This window comes from Anabaena sp. UHCC 0204 (assembly GCF_009711975.1).
Taxonomy (GTDB): domain Bacteria; phylum Cyanobacteriota; class Cyanobacteriia; order Cyanobacteriales; family Nostocaceae; genus Dolichospermum.
Genome location: NZ_VIKW01000019.1, coordinates 28,137 through 44,553 on the forward strand (window position 1 = coordinate 28,137; position 16,417 = coordinate 44,553).

The 16,417-nt window shown below is 38.8% G+C and carries 17 protein-coding genes; 13 read left to right on the plus strand and 4 right to left on the minus strand.

Annotation, left to right across the window (positions count from 1 at the left end; genetic code table 11):
* The first annotated feature begins 153 nt into the window (after positions 1–153).
* Positions 154–1,227: an undecaprenyldiphospho-muramoylpentapeptide beta-N-acetylglucosaminyltransferase gene (gene murG, locus FJR04_RS15970; RefSeq protein ID WP_168496492.1), complete on the plus strand. Its 1,074-nt coding sequence runs from the start codon at positions 154–156 to the stop codon at positions 1,225–1,227.
* 140 nt (positions 1,228–1,367) lie between these two features.
* On the opposite strand, the gene FJR04_RS15975 is transcribed toward murG, so the two are convergent.
* Positions 1,368–3,077, minus strand: coding sequence for a DUF3352 domain-containing protein (locus FJR04_RS15975; RefSeq protein WP_168496494.1), 1,710 nt, complete (start codon positions 3,075–3,077; stop codon positions 1,368–1,370).
* Between the two features lie 30 nt (positions 3,078–3,107).
* Between FJR04_RS15975 and FJR04_RS15980 the strand changes: the two genes are divergently transcribed.
* The 3 genes from FJR04_RS15980 (at position 3,108) to FJR04_RS15990 (ending at position 5,615) form a co-directional block, all read left to right on the plus strand.
* On the plus strand, positions 3,108–3,467 hold the full coding sequence (locus FJR04_RS15980) for a rhodanese-like domain-containing protein (RefSeq protein ID WP_168496496.1): 360 nt from the start codon (positions 3,108–3,110) through the stop codon (positions 3,465–3,467).
* A 431-nt stretch (positions 3,468–3,898) separates the two neighbouring features.
* Complete coding sequence (hrcA, locus tag FJR04_RS15985; protein ID WP_168496498.1) at positions 3,899–4,975, plus strand: heat-inducible transcriptional repressor HrcA; 1,077 nt, start codon at positions 3,899–3,901, stop codon at positions 4,973–4,975.
* Between the two features lie 4 nt (positions 4,976–4,979).
* Entirely contained in the window at positions 4,980–5,615 is a 636-nt protein-coding gene (locus FJR04_RS15990; protein WP_168496500.1) for a DUF2834 domain-containing protein, read from the plus strand.
* Here FJR04_RS15990 and FJR04_RS15995 read toward each other — a convergent pair.
* A complete protein-coding gene (locus FJR04_RS15995) occupies positions 5,612–5,953 on the minus strand; it encodes a hypothetical protein (RefSeq protein ID WP_168496502.1) in 342 nt (113 codons plus the stop codon). The two genes, FJR04_RS15990 and FJR04_RS15995, sit on opposite strands and share 4 nt — an antisense overlap.
* A gap of 112 nt (positions 5,954–6,065) precedes the next feature.
* Here FJR04_RS15995 and FJR04_RS16000 point away from each other — a divergent pair, with 112 nt between their 5' ends.
* The 5 genes from FJR04_RS16000 to FJR04_RS16020 all read left to right on the plus strand — a co-directional run bounded on the left by FJR04_RS16000 (position 6,066) and on the right by FJR04_RS16020 (position 11,147).
* A complete protein-coding gene (locus FJR04_RS16000; protein WP_168496504.1) occupies positions 6,066–7,031 on the plus strand; it encodes an AEC family transporter in 966 nt (321 codons plus the stop codon).
* A 139-nt stretch (positions 7,032–7,170) separates the two neighbouring features.
* On the plus strand, positions 7,171–8,037 hold the full coding sequence (locus FJR04_RS26550; protein ID WP_254445305.1) for a M23 family metallopeptidase: 867 nt from the start codon (positions 7,171–7,173) through the stop codon (positions 8,035–8,037).
* A 247-nt stretch (positions 8,038–8,284) separates the two neighbouring features.
* On the plus strand, positions 8,285–8,821 hold the full coding sequence (locus FJR04_RS16010) for a late competence development ComFB family protein (protein ID WP_168496508.1): 537 nt from the start codon (positions 8,285–8,287) through the stop codon (positions 8,819–8,821).
* Between the two features lie 199 nt (positions 8,822–9,020).
* Positions 9,021–10,709, plus strand: coding sequence for an NAD(P)H-quinone oxidoreductase subunit 4 (locus tag FJR04_RS16015; protein ID WP_168496510.1), 1,689 nt, complete (start codon positions 9,021–9,023; stop codon positions 10,707–10,709).
* 276 nt (positions 10,710–10,985) lie between these two features.
* Entirely contained in the window at positions 10,986–11,147 is a 162-nt protein-coding gene (locus FJR04_RS16020; protein ID WP_168496512.1) for a hypothetical protein, read from the plus strand.
* A 93-nt stretch (positions 11,148–11,240) separates the two neighbouring features.
* On the opposite strand, the gene FJR04_RS16025 is transcribed toward FJR04_RS16020, so the two are convergent.
* Positions 11,241–11,771: an orange carotenoid protein N-terminal domain-containing protein gene (locus FJR04_RS16025; protein ID WP_168496514.1), complete on the minus strand. Its 531-nt coding sequence runs from the start codon at positions 11,769–11,771 to the stop codon at positions 11,241–11,243.
* A 218-nt stretch (positions 11,772–11,989) separates the two neighbouring features.
* Here FJR04_RS16025 and FJR04_RS16030 point away from each other — a divergent pair, with 218 nt between their 5' ends.
* The 3 genes from FJR04_RS16030 to FJR04_RS16040 all read left to right on the plus strand — a co-directional run bounded on the left by FJR04_RS16030 (position 11,990) and on the right by FJR04_RS16040 (position 14,883).
* A complete protein-coding gene (locus FJR04_RS16030; RefSeq protein WP_168496516.1) occupies positions 11,990–12,352 on the plus strand; it encodes a hypothetical protein in 363 nt (120 codons plus the stop codon).
* Positions 12,353–12,750: 398 nt separating this feature from the next.
* Positions 12,751–13,491 (plus strand): cytochrome c biogenesis protein CcdA, encoded by a 741-nt coding sequence (locus FJR04_RS16035; protein WP_168496518.1) that lies wholly within the window; start codon positions 12,751–12,753, stop codon positions 13,489–13,491.
* Between the two features lie 3 nt (positions 13,492–13,494).
* Positions 13,495–14,883: a cytochrome c biogenesis protein gene (locus FJR04_RS16040; protein WP_168496520.1), complete on the plus strand. Its 1,389-nt coding sequence runs from the start codon at positions 13,495–13,497 to the stop codon at positions 14,881–14,883.
* An 84-nt stretch (positions 14,884–14,967) separates the two neighbouring features.
* On the opposite strand, the gene hisG is transcribed toward FJR04_RS16040, so the two are convergent.
* A complete protein-coding gene (gene hisG, locus FJR04_RS16045; RefSeq protein WP_168496522.1) occupies positions 14,968–15,612 on the minus strand; it encodes an ATP phosphoribosyltransferase in 645 nt (214 codons plus the stop codon).
* Between the two features lie 72 nt (positions 15,613–15,684).
* Here hisG and rppA point away from each other — a divergent pair, with 72 nt between their 5' ends.
* Positions 15,685–16,377, plus strand: a complete 693-nt coding sequence (gene rppA, locus FJR04_RS16050) for a two-component system response regulator RppA (protein WP_168496524.1) — start codon at positions 15,685–15,687, stop codon at positions 16,375–16,377.
* Positions 16,378–16,417: the final 40 nt, after the last annotated feature.

Sequence of the window (16,417 nt, forward strand, 5' to 3'; positions counted from 1 at the left end):
CTTTGGGTAATATCCTTAATCTAATTCTGTCAGCAGAATCTCATTGTCTTTAGACCTGAGACTGTCAATAGTAAGATTTTACTGATTTGATGATAGAAGATAAGGAATTTGTTTTATCTTAATGAAGCTGGGCGATAAATGGTATAGCAGGGAATGGTAAATGCTCCAATTAGATTACTTATAGCAGCTAGTGGGACGGGTGGACACTTGTTTCCCGCGATCGCATTAGCTCAAAAACTGCCAGAATACGACATTGAATGGCTGGGTGTACCAAATCGCCTAGAAACTCATCTTGTCCCTGGGCAATACCCCTTAAATACGGTTGCTGTTGAGGGTTTTCAGCAAGGTTTGAGTCTGGCTTCTGTACGCATTTTATTAAAACTGATAGGTTCGATTCTGTCCGTAAGACGTATTCTTAAACAAGGAAAGTTCCAAGGAGTATTCACCACTGGGGGTTATATTGCTGCCCCTGCGGTGATTGCGGCGCGTTCTTTGGGTTTACCTGTGATTTTTCATGAATCTAACGCCATACCCGGTAAAGTTACCCGCTTTTTTGGTCCTTGGTGTAATGCAGTAGCTGTGGGTTTTGATGTTGCTGCTCAATACTTACCTCGGACTAAAATCGTCTGTGTCGGTACTCCCGTGCGATCGCAATTCCTAGATAACACAATTGATAGCCCCCTAGACTTGCCTATTCCTGATCATGTTCCCCTAATTTTAGTTTTCGGTGGCAGTCAAGGGGCTGTAGCGATAAATCAATTAGTACGTCAGTCAGCGGCTGCTTGGTTTCAAGCAGGTGCATACATAGTCCATTTAACGGGTGATAACGATCCAGATATCAACAGTCTTCAACATCCTCAATATATCGCCTTACCTTTTTACGACAATATGGCAGCGTTATTAAAACGGGCTAATTTAGCTATCAGTCGTTCTGGTGCTGGCAGTTTAACAGAATTGGCGGTGTGTGGGACACCAGCTATTTTGATTCCCTATCCCTTTGCAGCCGAAGATCATCAATCTTACAATGCAGATGTGTTTACTAAGGCTGGTGCAGCTTTGACATTTAAACAGTCGGAGTTGACAACGGAAATATTGCAAACTGAGGTTTTGAATTTGTTGCAGTCTCCAATAGAATTAGCGAAAATGGGAGAGAGGGCAAAAGCGATCGCCGTCCCCGACAGTGCCGATAAATTAGCAGCTTTAGTTAAAGAAGTTTTGGCAATTTAAAAATTTAGACTTTGATACAGCAGAAGTCAGGAGTCGTAAGGGCGAAGCATTCAATGTAAGGGCGAAGCATTCGGAAAAGAAACTTGGGAAAAAACCGAGAATTTATCGTCCGAATACTTCGCCACTACTGACAAAAATGATTAATTAAATTGCCAAAATACTCCCCCTTTAAGTGTTCCTGCTTCACTGCTATAACTGCTAATTGTCAGCGATCGCAAATTATCAAAAACTGGTTTACCGAAAATTTCCACAAATTTCAGCCAAGGTAATTGACTTTTGAGAATATTTTGACTCTTTTCCCAATCGAGATAAATATACCCTTGATTTGGTTGGGGAATTACAGCCATACTTGTATGAAATTGGGGATTTTCTAGTAAGGATTTTTCCTTTTGATTTAAAACCGCGGTTAGGGTTTTTAAATTAGCAGTGAAAACCTCATAATTATCTAATGTTGTATGCACTCCCCTGACTTTTGCATCAACATTAATAGATGAATCATTTTCAGCAGTAGCTGTTAACTCTGTCCAAGCTGAAACCTGAATTCCATCTAGATTCAGAGAACTAACATTAAAACCGCTGGTACTGGCAATATGATCTAAACTTGCTATACCTACTGCTAACTGTGGCGTTTTTTCTACCACAAATACCCAATCAGGAATAACAGTTTCTGAATTAGGTAATAAAGCGATCGCATATTCTCCCAATACCCAACTGAAAATATCCTGACTTAAGTTTAAACCCAAATTTTCCTGGATCTTGACCACAGGTTGGATTAATCGAGAAACAGCATCTTCACTAGCACCATAGATAGTTGCTGTTCCTTGTTTCCAAAGTTTAGCTAAATCACTATTACCTAAATTACTCAAATTTGTGCCAGCGATCGCCAAAGCTGTTGATTCTGGAATATACTGTAATGCCCCCACAGGTTTAGATAGTGGTAAAGATGGAGGTACAACGTCCGCAGTTGTTAAAAACGTACTTTCAGCCAACAAACCTTGGGGATCTAATACTAAAGATAGAATTTGGCTATGATAAGTTGATTCTGCCAATTCTAAACCTTGCCACTTCCCAACCTCAGGTAAATTTAGGAAAGCCACAGCTACAGAACTTTTGGGAATTTGTTGAGTAGCTTTTTGATATTCTAGAGAACTCAGCAAATTTAGATCCGGTGCTTGTAAGTTATTAATTGCTTCTTTGATTACCTTGGGATGATTAGCAAATAAAACAAAATTATTAACAACTGCACCAGCTAAACTATTTTGGATTTTTTCTGCTGGTAAATCTTCTTGGTAATCATCAATAACCTTGACACCTTTGTATCTTTCAATGCTTAAACTAGTCCCAGATAAAGCCCGTTGAGAAAATAACAACTCCATAAACTCACGACTTTCTTGTGAGTTATTGGTTGCTAGTGCCATTAAATACCCTGTTTGTAGCCCGTTTTCTGGATCACGGTCTATATCTCTGGTCGTTACAGCTAAAGTAATTTCATTACTCAACCAGGGTTTAAGATCATCTTGATAATCTATATTACTTTTTGCCAATAGACTTGTTTTCAGTTGAGAAAATTCTCCTTTCGGTACTAGCGACTGTAAAGCATCGGGATTTACCAACAGTGACACCATTGCTGGAGACGACTTGGAGACAAATATAGCTGCACCAGGTTGAGAGTTCCGAACCATAAGACTAGTTGGACTTTTTCCCGAAAACCAATAAACTCCAGCCAGTCCAATCAGTAGCAGCGTGATGACACCAGCTACAAGGAAACCAACTCTAATCCTTTTTTCTTCTGAGTGTTGACTGTTCACATTATTTATATTTATATTATTTTCCATCTTTTCTGCCAACATGAATAGTATAGGATTTTTTAGAAAAACTGCATGACAGATACATCATTTAGCCAACCCTTTTCTCAAATTAGCGTTGAAGAACTAGCAAAACGTCTTGCTAGTGATCAAGAAAAAATTCAGTTAATAGATGTGCGTGAACCCCAGGAAATTGCAATATCACAAATAGATGGTTTTGTCAATCTGCCTTTGAGTGAATATGAGCAATGGAGTGAGCAAGTTCCGACTCGCTTTGATCCCCATGCAGAAACTTTTGTTCTCTGTCATCATGGCATCCGCTCTGCTCAGATGTGTCAGTGGTTAGTTACTCAGGGATTTACAGATGTCAAAAATATTACGGGAGGTATTTCTGCTTACTCTATCTTAGTTGACCCTTCAGTGCCGCAATATTAGAGAAAAATGAATAATTGACAATTGATAATTGGTTAATTTGGGTTAAAATCTCTTTTTTTCCAGAGTAAAGATATAGGAAAATATGGAGAGATAATCATTAATTGTCAATTATCAATTGTTAATTAATAGTCAGCAGCTTGACGAATAGAGAATAAAATTTTGTAGCTAGAATTACAGCTTATATTGGTAAACTATGCGATAATACGGAAAAAGCTAGAAATTAGTCCGCTTTTTTGTTTTCAGCCAAGGAGTAATAAAGAATACAGCAAATATCATCTGAAGGTAAATTTTGTGTTTAGTTAATACAATATAAGTATATAATTTGCTATCTTACATTAATTAATAATTAATTCTTTTTTGGAATTTTGTAGTGAAAACCACAGGGTTTTTCAGCTTTTGATTAAGATTTGCCTTCAGTAAAAAAATCACTTATGCAAGTCCACCTGACTAATCGCCAACAAAATATACTTTGGGCAACTGTACGCCATTATATTGCGACAGCCGAACCTGTAGGTTCTAAAGCTCTAATTGATGGGTTTGATTTAGGTATTAGCTCTGCTACTATTCGCAATGTGATGGGGGCTTTGGAAAAATCCGGGTTACTTTATCAACCACATACTTCTGCGGGGAGAGTTCCTTCTGATTCGGGTTATCGTATTTATGTTGATCAACTAATTACACCTTCAGAGACTTTAGCTAAAGAGGTAGAAGTAGCATTACAACAACGTCTGCATTGGGAAGATTGGAGTTTAGAGGCTTTATTACAAGGTGCTGCTCAAATTTTAGCAACACTAAGCGGTTGTATTACCTTAATTACTATGCCGCAAGCTACAACAGCAAAATTAAGACATTTGCAATTAATCCAAATTGAAACAGGACGGATTATGTTGATTGTGGTGACGGATAGTTACGAGACACATTCTAAGGTGATGGATTTATTTACACCGAATTCAGACAGTAAACCTGAATCAGAGGTAATTGATCATCAATTGCAGATTGTTTCTAACTTCTTGAATAGTCACCTACGAGGACAGAGTTTATTAGAATTAGGTTATCTTGACTGGACTGAATTGGATCAAGAGTTTCAAAGTTATGGAGAATTCTTGAAAAGTTCTTTGGTAGAATTGACCCATCGCGCCCTTGCACCGACAACGACACAAATCATGGTGCGGGGAATAGGAGAGGTTTTACGACAGCCAGAGTTTTCTCAGGTACAGCAGGTACAGACAATTATGCAATTGTTGGAAGAGGAACAAGACCAACTGTGGCATTTAATTTGTGAAGAAGCAGAAATGGATGATCAGAATAAGTCTAAAGTAACTGTACGGATTGGTACAGAAAATCCTCTTGAACCTATTCGTAGCTGTACTTTGATTTCTGCTGTTTATCGTCGGGGTTCTGTACCGGTGGGAAGTGTGGGGGTTTTGGGTCCAACTCGGTTAAACTATGAGAGTGCGATCGCTGTAGTCGCAGCAGCAGCAGATTACCTCTCAGAAGCATTTAGCTAAATTCATGATGAGAAAAATCACTTTTGGTCTATTATGGCTGGGATTTGTTTCCTATGCCTTTTTATTTGCTCCTCCCCAACAACCTGAAACTTTTGAATTAATCAAAAATTTGTCTACAGCAAATTGGCAAGGAATTAATCCCCTGATTATATCGTTATTTAATATCATGGGAATCTGGCCTTTTGTATATAGTGCGGTAGTTTTTTTTGATGGGAGAGGTCAAAAAATTCCCGCTTGGCCTTTTGCTAGTGCTTCATTTGCTTTAGGTGCATTTGCACTTTTACCATATTTGGCTTTAAGAGAATCTAATCAAAAATTTGTTGGTGAAAAAAATTTATTTCTCAAAATCCTAGATTCTCGTATCTTGGGAATTTTATTAACTTTAGCTGCGACGATTTTATTCATATCCAGTTTGCAAGGAGACTGGGATAATTTCGTCCAACAATGGCAAAATAGCCGATTTATTCATGTCATGAGTTTAGATTGTGTCATCTTGAGTTTATTATTTCCCACATTGTTAGGAGATGATATGACGCGACGGGGTTGGAAAGATAATCCGTTATTTTGGCTATTTACAATTCCTTTATTTGGAGCTTTGATATATTTGTGTGTACGTCCACCTGTAGATATAGAAAATTAAAAAGGTAAATATCCAGTTGTGAACATTTTATAGCCAGAAGCAATACAAATTAATGATAGGAAAAATTGCCATAAACTTGTAGGACTGAGAATAGCGCGACTACTAATAAATACCGCAATAATACCAACAAAGACAGCAATCAATCCCAGATTTTTCATACTTCTGGGGAAGAAAACCAGCATGAGTACACCTAATGTCAGTGATAACACCGAAATATCAGCAGAAATTCCCCGCCACCAGTAAGGATAAACGTTGGTGGTAAAAAAGATATTTTGCCCCACCAAGTAGATTCCTAGAATCAGCAACCCAAAACCGGCAATTCTCAGCAAAAATTTCATAATTACCCTGATTAACAAGTTTATAGACAAGTACAATCTTAACGTGGATTGTAGGTAATCGTCTTTTAATTCTTATAATTATTATACATTAACTCCTGCAAAAGTTTTTAACATGATTGAAACCCTATTTCAAGCCTACACTCCTCTATTTATCTGGATAGGGTTAGGATTATTCTTCTCTCGGTTCACCTCTGATAATTTAGCTACATTACTAGGTCAGTCACTATACTGGGTGGGCGTGCCACTACAACTGCTAGTATTAGCGCGTCATACTAATTCTTCTATTGGTGGATTAATACCGGGAATAGGAGTAGGGGTTGTCCTATTGAGTCTGACTTTAGCATTATTAATTTGGTGGTTGTGGCAATGGTTCATGAGTGCTAAAACCAAGCCAGAACCAGAAAGTCTAGACATATCAGACTCTTCGCAAAAAGCGACTTTAGGCAGTTTTATTTTGGCAGCAATTTTAGGAAATACAGGGTTTGTGGGATTGACACTGACACAAGTGCTAACCAGCCCGGAAAATACTGATTGGGCAGTATTATTCAGCGTTACAAATAACGTTTTTGGTACTTATGGAATTGCCGTCTTAATTGCCAGTTATTTTGGCAAGAGAGAAACCGAAAATCATTGGTGGATACAATTACGAGATATAGCCACTGTTCCCAGTTTGTGGACATTTTTCATTGGCTTAAATACTCAGTTTGTGGAATTACCTGCGGTGATTGAGTCGGGTTTAGAACAAGCTGTTTGGGTAGTAATTGCCTTAGCTTTATTGCTGGTTGGTTTGCGACTAGGAACAATAAAAGAATATAAAAATTTGGATATTGCTTTAATTGCCAGTGTTCTTAAAGTTGTGATTGTACCTTTACTGGTAGGATTAGCTGCAACTTACTTTGGTATAATTGGGGAACAGCGTTTAGTATTGGTACTAATGTCAGGCACACCCACCGGGCTTTCGGTACTGATTTTAGCGGAAGTTTATGATTTAGATCGGAACTTGTTATCAAGTAGCATTGCTTTGACTTTCGTGGGATTATTTTTAGCACTACCCTTCTGGTTAATCTGGTTTGGGTGAGATAGACTTCCATGCTGACAGGAAACACTTCTTGCCATAAACTGGTCTGTTGATTAACAGCAGCAAAAGATTTCTTTAAAAGCTTATGATGACCATAACTAACGCTATTAATCCGCTACATCAATGGCCGTCTGTTGGGATGATCAACAGTGCTAAAATGTTCATAGGAATAATTGCCGCTGTTCCCATTGCTTTAGGCTTACCAGCAGAGGCTTTAGAGGTGCAGATCATACCTAAAAATCCTCAACTGGGAGATACTATTTCGGTAATAATTGAGTCAGATAACCAAGAAAAAACTAGTAATCCTACGGTGAAAGTTGGGGAAGAAACATATCCAGTCTTTGAAGTTGCACCTCGTCAATACCGTTCTTTGATTCCCACAACTCCTTTAGAAAAGCCTGGAGTCAGAAAAGTTACTGTCGCGGAAGCAGGATCGCAACAACGAAACCTGGCTGTGTACGTGCGCGATCGCAAATTTCCCGTCCAACGCATTAACTTACCACCAGGGAAAGCCGGAGTTAGAGCTACAGAGTATGAACTCAAGCGAGTAGCAGAATTTAAAACCCTACAGACACCAGAAAAATATTGGAATGGTGCTTTTCTCACTCCTAATGGTGGCCGGATGTCTACTAGATATGGTGTCCGTCGCTACTACAATGGTAAATTTGCCAATGACTACTACCATCGTGGACTGGATTACGCAGGTGCGGCAGGTTCACGGGTAATTACCCCAGCCTCTGGACGAGTAGCTTTAGTGGGGACAGTATCCCAAGGCTTCCGTGTGCATGGTAATGTTGTGGGGATTGATCACGGACAAGGCGTAGTCAGTATTTTCATGCACTTGAGTCGGATCAATGTCAAAGAAGGTGATTTTGTCAACGCCGGCCAACTAATTGGTGCAGTCGGTTCAACTGGTGCATCTACAGGTCCCCATTTACATTGGGGCTTATATGTAAACGGACTATCGGTTGATCCATTACCTTGGAAATCTCGGAAAATTGATTAAATTATCACTTTGTTTCTTCGAGAATTTACACAAGACGTATATGTAAATAGTACAATCTGGTAGAAACAATTAATTCAGTAACAAAGTAGTTAGGGGCTTAGTCCCCTTTTTTATCCATATCTGTATTAATTCTGTTATTGTATTCTGGGTGATTGATAGCATCCTTAATTAAACTTGGCTATCTGAAATTTTAGGTTTCTATCCAGAAACACATACTTTTATCTTTCCGCACTACCCAGGAGGTTTTATGAGTATTGAAAAAATAGTAGAACAAGCACTTCAAGATGGTCATTTGACACCAGCAATGGAAGCAGAAGTGGGGCGCATTTGCGATAACGCTTCAGAACTGTCAATTGAAGAGTATATGTCCTTAGATCGCCTTATGGGTGCATTGTTGACTGGTGAAGTCATAGCAGTACCTCGCAAACAGTTTATTAACGTCATGGAAGAGTTGGTACTCACTGACGTAATCGCCAAGGTAGCAGAAATTGAAGCGACTAGTGAAAACTCTCTAGATGTGGGAGATATAACGGCTTATGCGCTTAACCGTCTTCCCCCTTTATATGCGACTACAGAAGAAGGCGCTAAGTATCAACGTGAAAGAGCCAAAAAAGAACTTTATAGTCTCATCTCCCAACAAGTTAGCGAAGCCATATCTAGGTCTTTAGATAGACCGGAGTTCTTCCCAGAGCGTCAAGCTTTGAATAAAAGCACTGGTAATGAGGTCTTGACTCAAGTTAGTACATTACTCCAAGTTTATGCCCCTAGTTTTGAGCAAAAATAGTTTTTCTCATGGGGATAGGGAAGAGGAAGGGAGCAGGTGAGCGATCGCTATTCTCTTATTTCTGGTGTAGTTAAATCTTGATTATTCCAGATTCTGTAGTGAAAATAACAAACATTATGCCAAAATTTCTGTGTGTGCAGAAATTGTTACAAAGTTTAGTACAATAATGTTTAACCGATAAGTATTTTTTCCTATTGACATGATAGCGGCTCAATTTCCTTGGCTTACCGCGATTGTCCTATTTCCACTCCTGGCATCCTTTCTCATCCCTGTATTGCCTGACAAAGACGGCAAACTTGTCAGATGGTATGCACTGGGCGTAGGTATCGCGGACTTTGTTTTCATGTGTTATGCCTTTTGGAATCATTACGATGCCAATAATGCTAATTTTCAACTGGTAGAAAATTATGTCTGGATGCCTCAAATAGGCTTAAACTGGGCAGTTTCTATTGATGGTATTTCCGCCCCCCTGGTACTCTTAGCTGGATTTGTCACCACACTGGCGATTTTTTCAGCTTGGCAAGTTGACCGCAGACCACGCCTTTTCTACTTTCTCATGCTTGTGTTATATTCTGCACAAGTTGGGGTGTTTGTCGCCCAAGACTTGCTGTTATTTTTCATCATGTGGGAAGTTGAACTCATTCCCGTATACTTACTAGTTTGTATTTGGGGTGGACAACGGCGACGCTACGCAGCTACAAAATTTTTACTTTATACCGCAGCAGCTTCTATATTTATCTTGGTAGCAGCCCTAGCACTGGGGCTATATGGCGGTACAAATGTCACCTTCGATATCGCCGAACTTGCACATAAAGAATATCCCTTATCTCTCCAACTCCTACTATATGCAGGTTTGTTAATTGCCTTTGGTGTAAAATTAGCTGTCTTCCCCTTGCATACTTGGCTACCAGATGCCCACGGTGAAGCTTCTTCTCCTGTATCTATGATTTTGGCAGGTGTGTTGTTGAAAATGGGTGGATATGGACTAATTCGCCTAAATCTTGACCTACTGTCCGATGCCCACGTTTATTTTGCCCCGGTTCTCGTCATTCTCGGTGTTGTCAATATTATCTATGGTGCTTTAAATTCCTTTGCCCAAACGAATATGAAACGGCGTTTGGCTTATTCGTCAATTTCCCACATGGGTTTTGTCTTAATCGGAATTGCATCTTTCACCGATTTGGGTATCAATGGCGCAATGTTGCAAATGATCTCACATGGTTTGATTGCTTCGGTGTTATTCTTCTTGGCAGGTGTAACCTACGATCGCTCTCGCACTATGATGATGTCAGAAATGGGTGGTATTGGTCAAGCAATGCCAAAAGTATTTGCCCTATTTACAATCGGGGCAATGGCATCTTTGGCTTTACCGGGAATGAGTGGCTTTGTTGGTGAACTTTCGGTGTTTGTAGGGATCACAACTAGCGATGTTTACACTTCCACATTCTGCACCGTTACAGTTTTCCTCGCTGCTGTGGGAGTTATCCTCACACCTATTTATCTGCTTTCCATGCTGCGACAGGTATTTTACGGTTCTGGTGCAGCCCTGATATGTGATATTAACAATGCCGAGTTTGAAAATCAGGAAGATGAAGGAACGGCTTGTTTTGGAACAGATTGCCTTTTACCAACAGAAACAATTTATACTGATGCCAGACCCCGCGAAGTGTTTATTGCCGCCTGTTTTCTGGTGTTGATTATTGGAATTGGTTTCTATCCAAAAGTGGCTATGCAAATGTATGACGCGAAAACTGTAGCGGTAAATACTCATGTTCGCCAATCTTATACCATCATCTCCCAAACCAATCCTCATGTTTATGCTAGTGGATTTTTAAATCCGCAAATTCCAGCAACTGAGTTAACTCCTGTTTTAGGAACTTTAAAATAGGCAGTTTTCTCAAAATTCAAATAAAACTGGCGTTGTTGAATCAGAGTATGAAATTTAAAAATTAGATATCTTTAACTCTTAATTCTTTGCGCCTTTGCGCCTTTGCGTGAGGCTACGCCATAAAACTCTTGTCGGACGGGCATTTTGCCTGTCCAAAAATGAAAGTTTTAATGACTGGTTGAAATCTGAATCATTTTCTCCAGTGCGGGAAAAATTAATTTCCGAGTTAAAAAATAACGAAATACGAGTAATTATTCAAACAGCAGATATAAAATTGTGGCGATTACCTTGGCATTTATGGGATTTGCTATCACTCTACCCACCAGCGGAAATCGCCGTCAGTACGATAGTGAATTGAAAAATGGATTGCGGAAAGCGATCGCAGTAACGGGGGTTTTAGCGTTATTAGCAGCACAAACTTTGAAAAATAGAGGTTGAACAATTGTGTAGGTTGGTTTGACGTATGTTACCCAACATGATCAATCTTTTTGTTGGGTTGCGCTGTTACTTAAACCAACCTACTTGTTCTAATTATAAACTTGAAGTTTTCCCTGTTTCTGCTTGTGTTGCAATTGGCTGGACATCACTATATCCCATCTCACCAGCAATAGTTCGTAAAACAGAAATTTGACCTTGAAAATCTATTTCTTCAATTTTAGCAAGTAAACTATTAATTGCCTCAGTTGACTGATAATTATCTGGCATTCCTACCACTGTATCTCCCATAGCTTCTGCCCAAACATACCAAACAAACAACTGATTATTTTCTTTTAATGCTCCATAAGCACGAGAATAGTTTGTATCTTTGCAGTTAACTATATCTCGCATAATTTCTAATTGTTCTTCATCCGATAATTGCAAATAGTCTCCTACCAACATGGGAGCTAATTCTGGTTCTGCTGCTGAAGGGGCGGCTGGAGTCACAGTATCACCCATTTTTTCATAAACAAAATATAGCCAAGCTAATTTGGCATCGGTATCTAAGCTATTAAACTCTTCTACTAAATTTTGAGTTGATTGACTTTGAGCTTGAGAAGCAGTTTTCTTGTAACTAGCAGTCATAATTAATCCTCAGCCTAATTTAACTATTAAGACTTATAGGATTACCAAAATTTGCTAATAATTATCTACCTCCAAGAGAAGGATATTTATAATTAGCTAATTTCCATGTTATCTCCCCTGTAAGATAGATATCAATTTCTCTCTAATGGCACAAGTTTTTAATAAAATGTTTTGATAAAATTACCCCAGCAATGTAAATATAAATTAAGGTTGAAATTATGCCTGATCAAGTGCAACCTAATAACAATCAAGCTTCTACCCATGATGCACAATTAGCTGCTGAACAAATAGCTAGTGGCGAAGAAAAAACACCAAAAGTAGATTTTGAAGCTGATTATGCAGCCGCACAGCAATTCAATGTCAGTGAAATTGATCGCACAGATAAAGGAAAAACTGCGGCTGAAATTGCCACTGCACCTAAATATGAAATCTCTACACCAGAAGAGACAAAAACTCAAACACAGCCAACAAGTAATCCTGATGATTATTTAGAAATGGCTAAGGATATTGGCGCTTCCAGAACTGAGGCTGTGACTACTGTTAGTGATGATTTAGTCAAACAAGCTTTGCAAAATAGTTAACCCACTAATAACTCAAATTGCTAGGTGATTGGTAATTGGTGATTGGTAATTGGTGATTGGTAATTGGTAAGGCGTTGCTGAATTGAGGTATAAATTCCTAAATTGAACCTTTAAAACTCTTACCTTTGCGTCTTTGCGCCTTTGCGTGAGACTAAAATTCATACCGTTAATCAGCAACGCCATTGGTAATTGGTGATTGGTAAGTAAATTCCAGTTCTCATCCTGTTAATCCTTCAATCCTGGATATCCTGATATGGCTTACGCCACGCTTCGCTATCAGACAAGTTACCTAATTAGTAGCTTGTTAATCCTTTAATCGGTGGACATCCTGATGCCGACAACAACTCAAAATAAGCTAAAATGCAAACAGAGTAAGCATTTCCTACTTAACAACCATCATGCTGGAGACTCTGCAAACACAGATTTATCAACTGGAACAATTCGCCAACAGCCTTGTTGCTAACCAACTTACCCATCTCAGCATCGTCAGTATTGCCATTATTTTTGCGGCTGGACTACTTACCAGCCTTACGCCCTGTATGTTGTCCATGCTGCCCATTACAATAGGCTATATAGGCGGTTATGAAGCTAAAAGCCGCCTCCAAGCCGCAGCCCAATCAACTTGGTTTGCCTTGGGATTAGCAACCACACTTGCAGGGATGGGAATCATAGCAGGTTTAGTTGGCAAAGTCTATGGTCAAATAGGAATTGGTTTACCAATTATTGTCAGCATTATTGCTATTATTATGGGACTGAACTTATTAGAAGCATTACCCATACAATTTCCTTCGTTAAATGAAACAAATTGGATTTCCTCAGATTTACCTCCCGGAGTCCGTTCCTACTCTCTTGGGTTAACATTTGGGTTAGTTGCTTCACCCTGTAGCACACCCGTTTTAGCCAGTTTATTAGGTTGGGTTGCTAATACCCAAGATTTATTTTTAGGCGCTGTTTTGCTACTTTCTTACACAGCGGGATATGTAACTCCATTAATTATAGCAGGTACTTTTACTGCTGCCATTAAAAAACTATTAGAATTACGCCGTTGGTCTGGTTGGATAAATCCTGTAAGCGGTGCATTATTAGTAGGCTTTGGAGTTTTTTCTTTGCTTTCTCGCATTCCTATTGGCAATTTCTAGACAATGACTTTAGATCAAACAACATCCGCAAAATTGAGTTGGTGGTTAAGACCATGGCGATTTATCCGCCGGGAAATTTTACCTGTATTAACTGATTTACGTTTAGCAATTATCCTCCTCTTAGTAATTGCCTTATTTAGCATTAGTGGTACTGTCATTGAACAAGGACAACCACCTGCATTTTACCAATCTAACTATCCCGAACATCCAGCTTTATTTGGTTTTCTAACTTGGAAAGTTATTCAAGTAGTTGGATTAGATCATGTATATCGAACCTGGTGGTTTTTGAGTTTATTAGTATTATTTGGAACTAGCTTAACAGCTTGTACATTTACCCGTCAATTACCAGCCCTTAAAGCTGCCCAAAGGTGGAAATATTATGAAGAACCTCGACAATTTACAAAATTAGCTTTGAGTGCAGAATTAGAGACTGCTTCTTTGCAATCACTTACACCGATTTTGCAGCAAAAAAGTTATCGGATCTTTCCCAGCACAAATCAAGAAAAAGATGATATTCTCTACGCCCGTAAAGGTATAGTTGGGCGCATTGGACCAATTATTGTCCATATTGGTATCGTCGCCATTTTGCTTGGGGGAATTTGGGGTGCAATGACGGGATTTATGGCTCAGGAAATGATTTCTAGTGGCGATACATTCCAGGTAAAAAATATTGTTGATGCTGGACCTTGGTCATCTCAGGACGTATTAAAAGATTGGTCTTTGCGTGTAAATCGCTTTTGGATTGACTATACTCCTACGGGGGGAATTGACCAATTTTATTCAGATATGTCTGTCTTGAATAATGAAGGTAAAGAAGTAGATCATGAAAAGATTTATGTTAACAAACCTCTGCGTTATCATGGTGTAGTTTTCTATCAAACAGATTGGGGAATTTCTAATGTTCGGGTGAGATTAAATAAAAGCCCGATTTTTCAATTACCAATGGTACCATTAGATACCAAAGGTAAAGGCAGACTTTGGGGAACTTGGATTCCCACAAAACCTGATTTAAGTGAAGGTGTTTCCCTCATAGCAAAAGATTTGCAAGGAATGGTTTTAATTTATGATGCTAAAGGTAAATTAGCTAATACTGTTCGTGCGGGAATGTCTATACCTGTGAATGGGGTAAATTTGAAAATTCTTGATGTCATTGGTAGCACCGGATTACAAATCAAATTTGATCCTGGTATTCCCATTGTTTATGCAGGGTTTGCTTTACTAATGTTAGGTGTGGTAATGAGTTATTTTTCCCATTCCCAAATTTGGGCTTTACAAAAAGGTGATGCTCTTTATATAGGCGGAAAAACGAACCGCGCTCAAGTAGCTTTTGAGCAAGAAGTTTTGGGAATTTTAGATCAACTTAATTCTGTAAGTCACGCCAAAAAGTCCTAACTCATTCGTGAAAAATAATAGCCCCGATTTCTTAGAGAAGTCGGGGCTATGAAGATTGCTATAAAATCTGTTTATTTGATTTAATTAAACTGTTGCTAAAATAGCATTTCGCATTTGTTCAATCAATGGATGTAAATTACCTGTATTTAGACGATAACTTAAAGGATGAACAATTAGCCTGGCTGTACTTTCATACAAAGTTGCAATCTCAATTAAACCATTTTCCTTTAAAGTTTTTCCCGTCGAAACTATATCAACAATTGCTTCGGACATTCCCGTAATTGGACCTAATTCCACAGAACCATACAAAGGTACAATTTCTATAGGTAAATCCAAACCTTGAAAATACTCTCGCGCACAATTTACATATTTAGATGCAACTCGACCATGAGCAGGTAAATCTAGCGGTGATTTGTAGGAACTATCTGCTTTTACTGCTACAGACATCCGACAATATCCAAATTGTAAATCTACTAATTGGGCAACTTGGGGTTGTTTTTCTCTGAGGACATCGTAACCCACAATTCCCAATTGTGCCTGACCATATTCTACATAAACAGGTACATCCTGCGCTCGGACTAACAGCCCTTTTGCTTGTCCACTAGCATCAGGAATTTGCAATTGGCGATTTCCTGATTCTAAGAAAGCACTAAAGTCTAATCCCGCAGATTTTAATAGGCGGATACTAGGTTTAAGTAGTTCCCCTTTTGGTATTGCAACAGTTAACATTCTTGTTTTTGGTGTCCTTGATGTGTTTGCAGTTCACTATATTGAGAATATATCTATATTGCTGCTAACAAGATGAAAATTTTATTAGTTGATGATGAAGTCGAATTAACTGACCCATTGAGTCGTTTGCTAACTCGTGAAGGTTACAGTGTCAATGCTACTTATGATGGAACAAGTGGAAGCACTTTAGCACAATCTGGTAGTTATGACTTACTCATTTTAGATTGGATGCTGCCAGGAAAAACGGGGTTAGAGATATGTCAGGAACTGCGCTGTCAAGGTAAAACAACTCCTGTGCTGTTTCTGACTGCAAAAGATACTCTTGATGACCGAGTACAAGGTTTAGACGCAGGTGCTGATGATTATCTAGTCAAACCTTTTGAATTACGAGAATTACTAGCCAGAGTCCGGGCTTTGTTGCGTCGCGCTGGGGCAGAATCCCATAGTAATATCACAGGAAAGTTAGTTGTTGCAGATTTAGAACTAGATATAGAAAATCAAATAGCTTATCGTCACACTAGAATTATTGAACTTTCTCAAAAAGAAAGCCAGTTGTTACAATACTTCATGGAAAATACTGGACAATTGCTAACTCATAGTCAGATTTTGCTACATCTATGGCAAAATGAGGAACAACCTAGTAGCAATGTCATTGCGGCTTTAATTCGTCTATTGCGTCGGAAAGTAGAAGTAATGGGTGAAACTCCACTGATTCACACTGTTTATGGTAAAGGTTATCGTTTTGGATCTGCTGTAAGTGAATAAATTTAGCCTAATATTTACTAATGATTTTAATTAATTTATC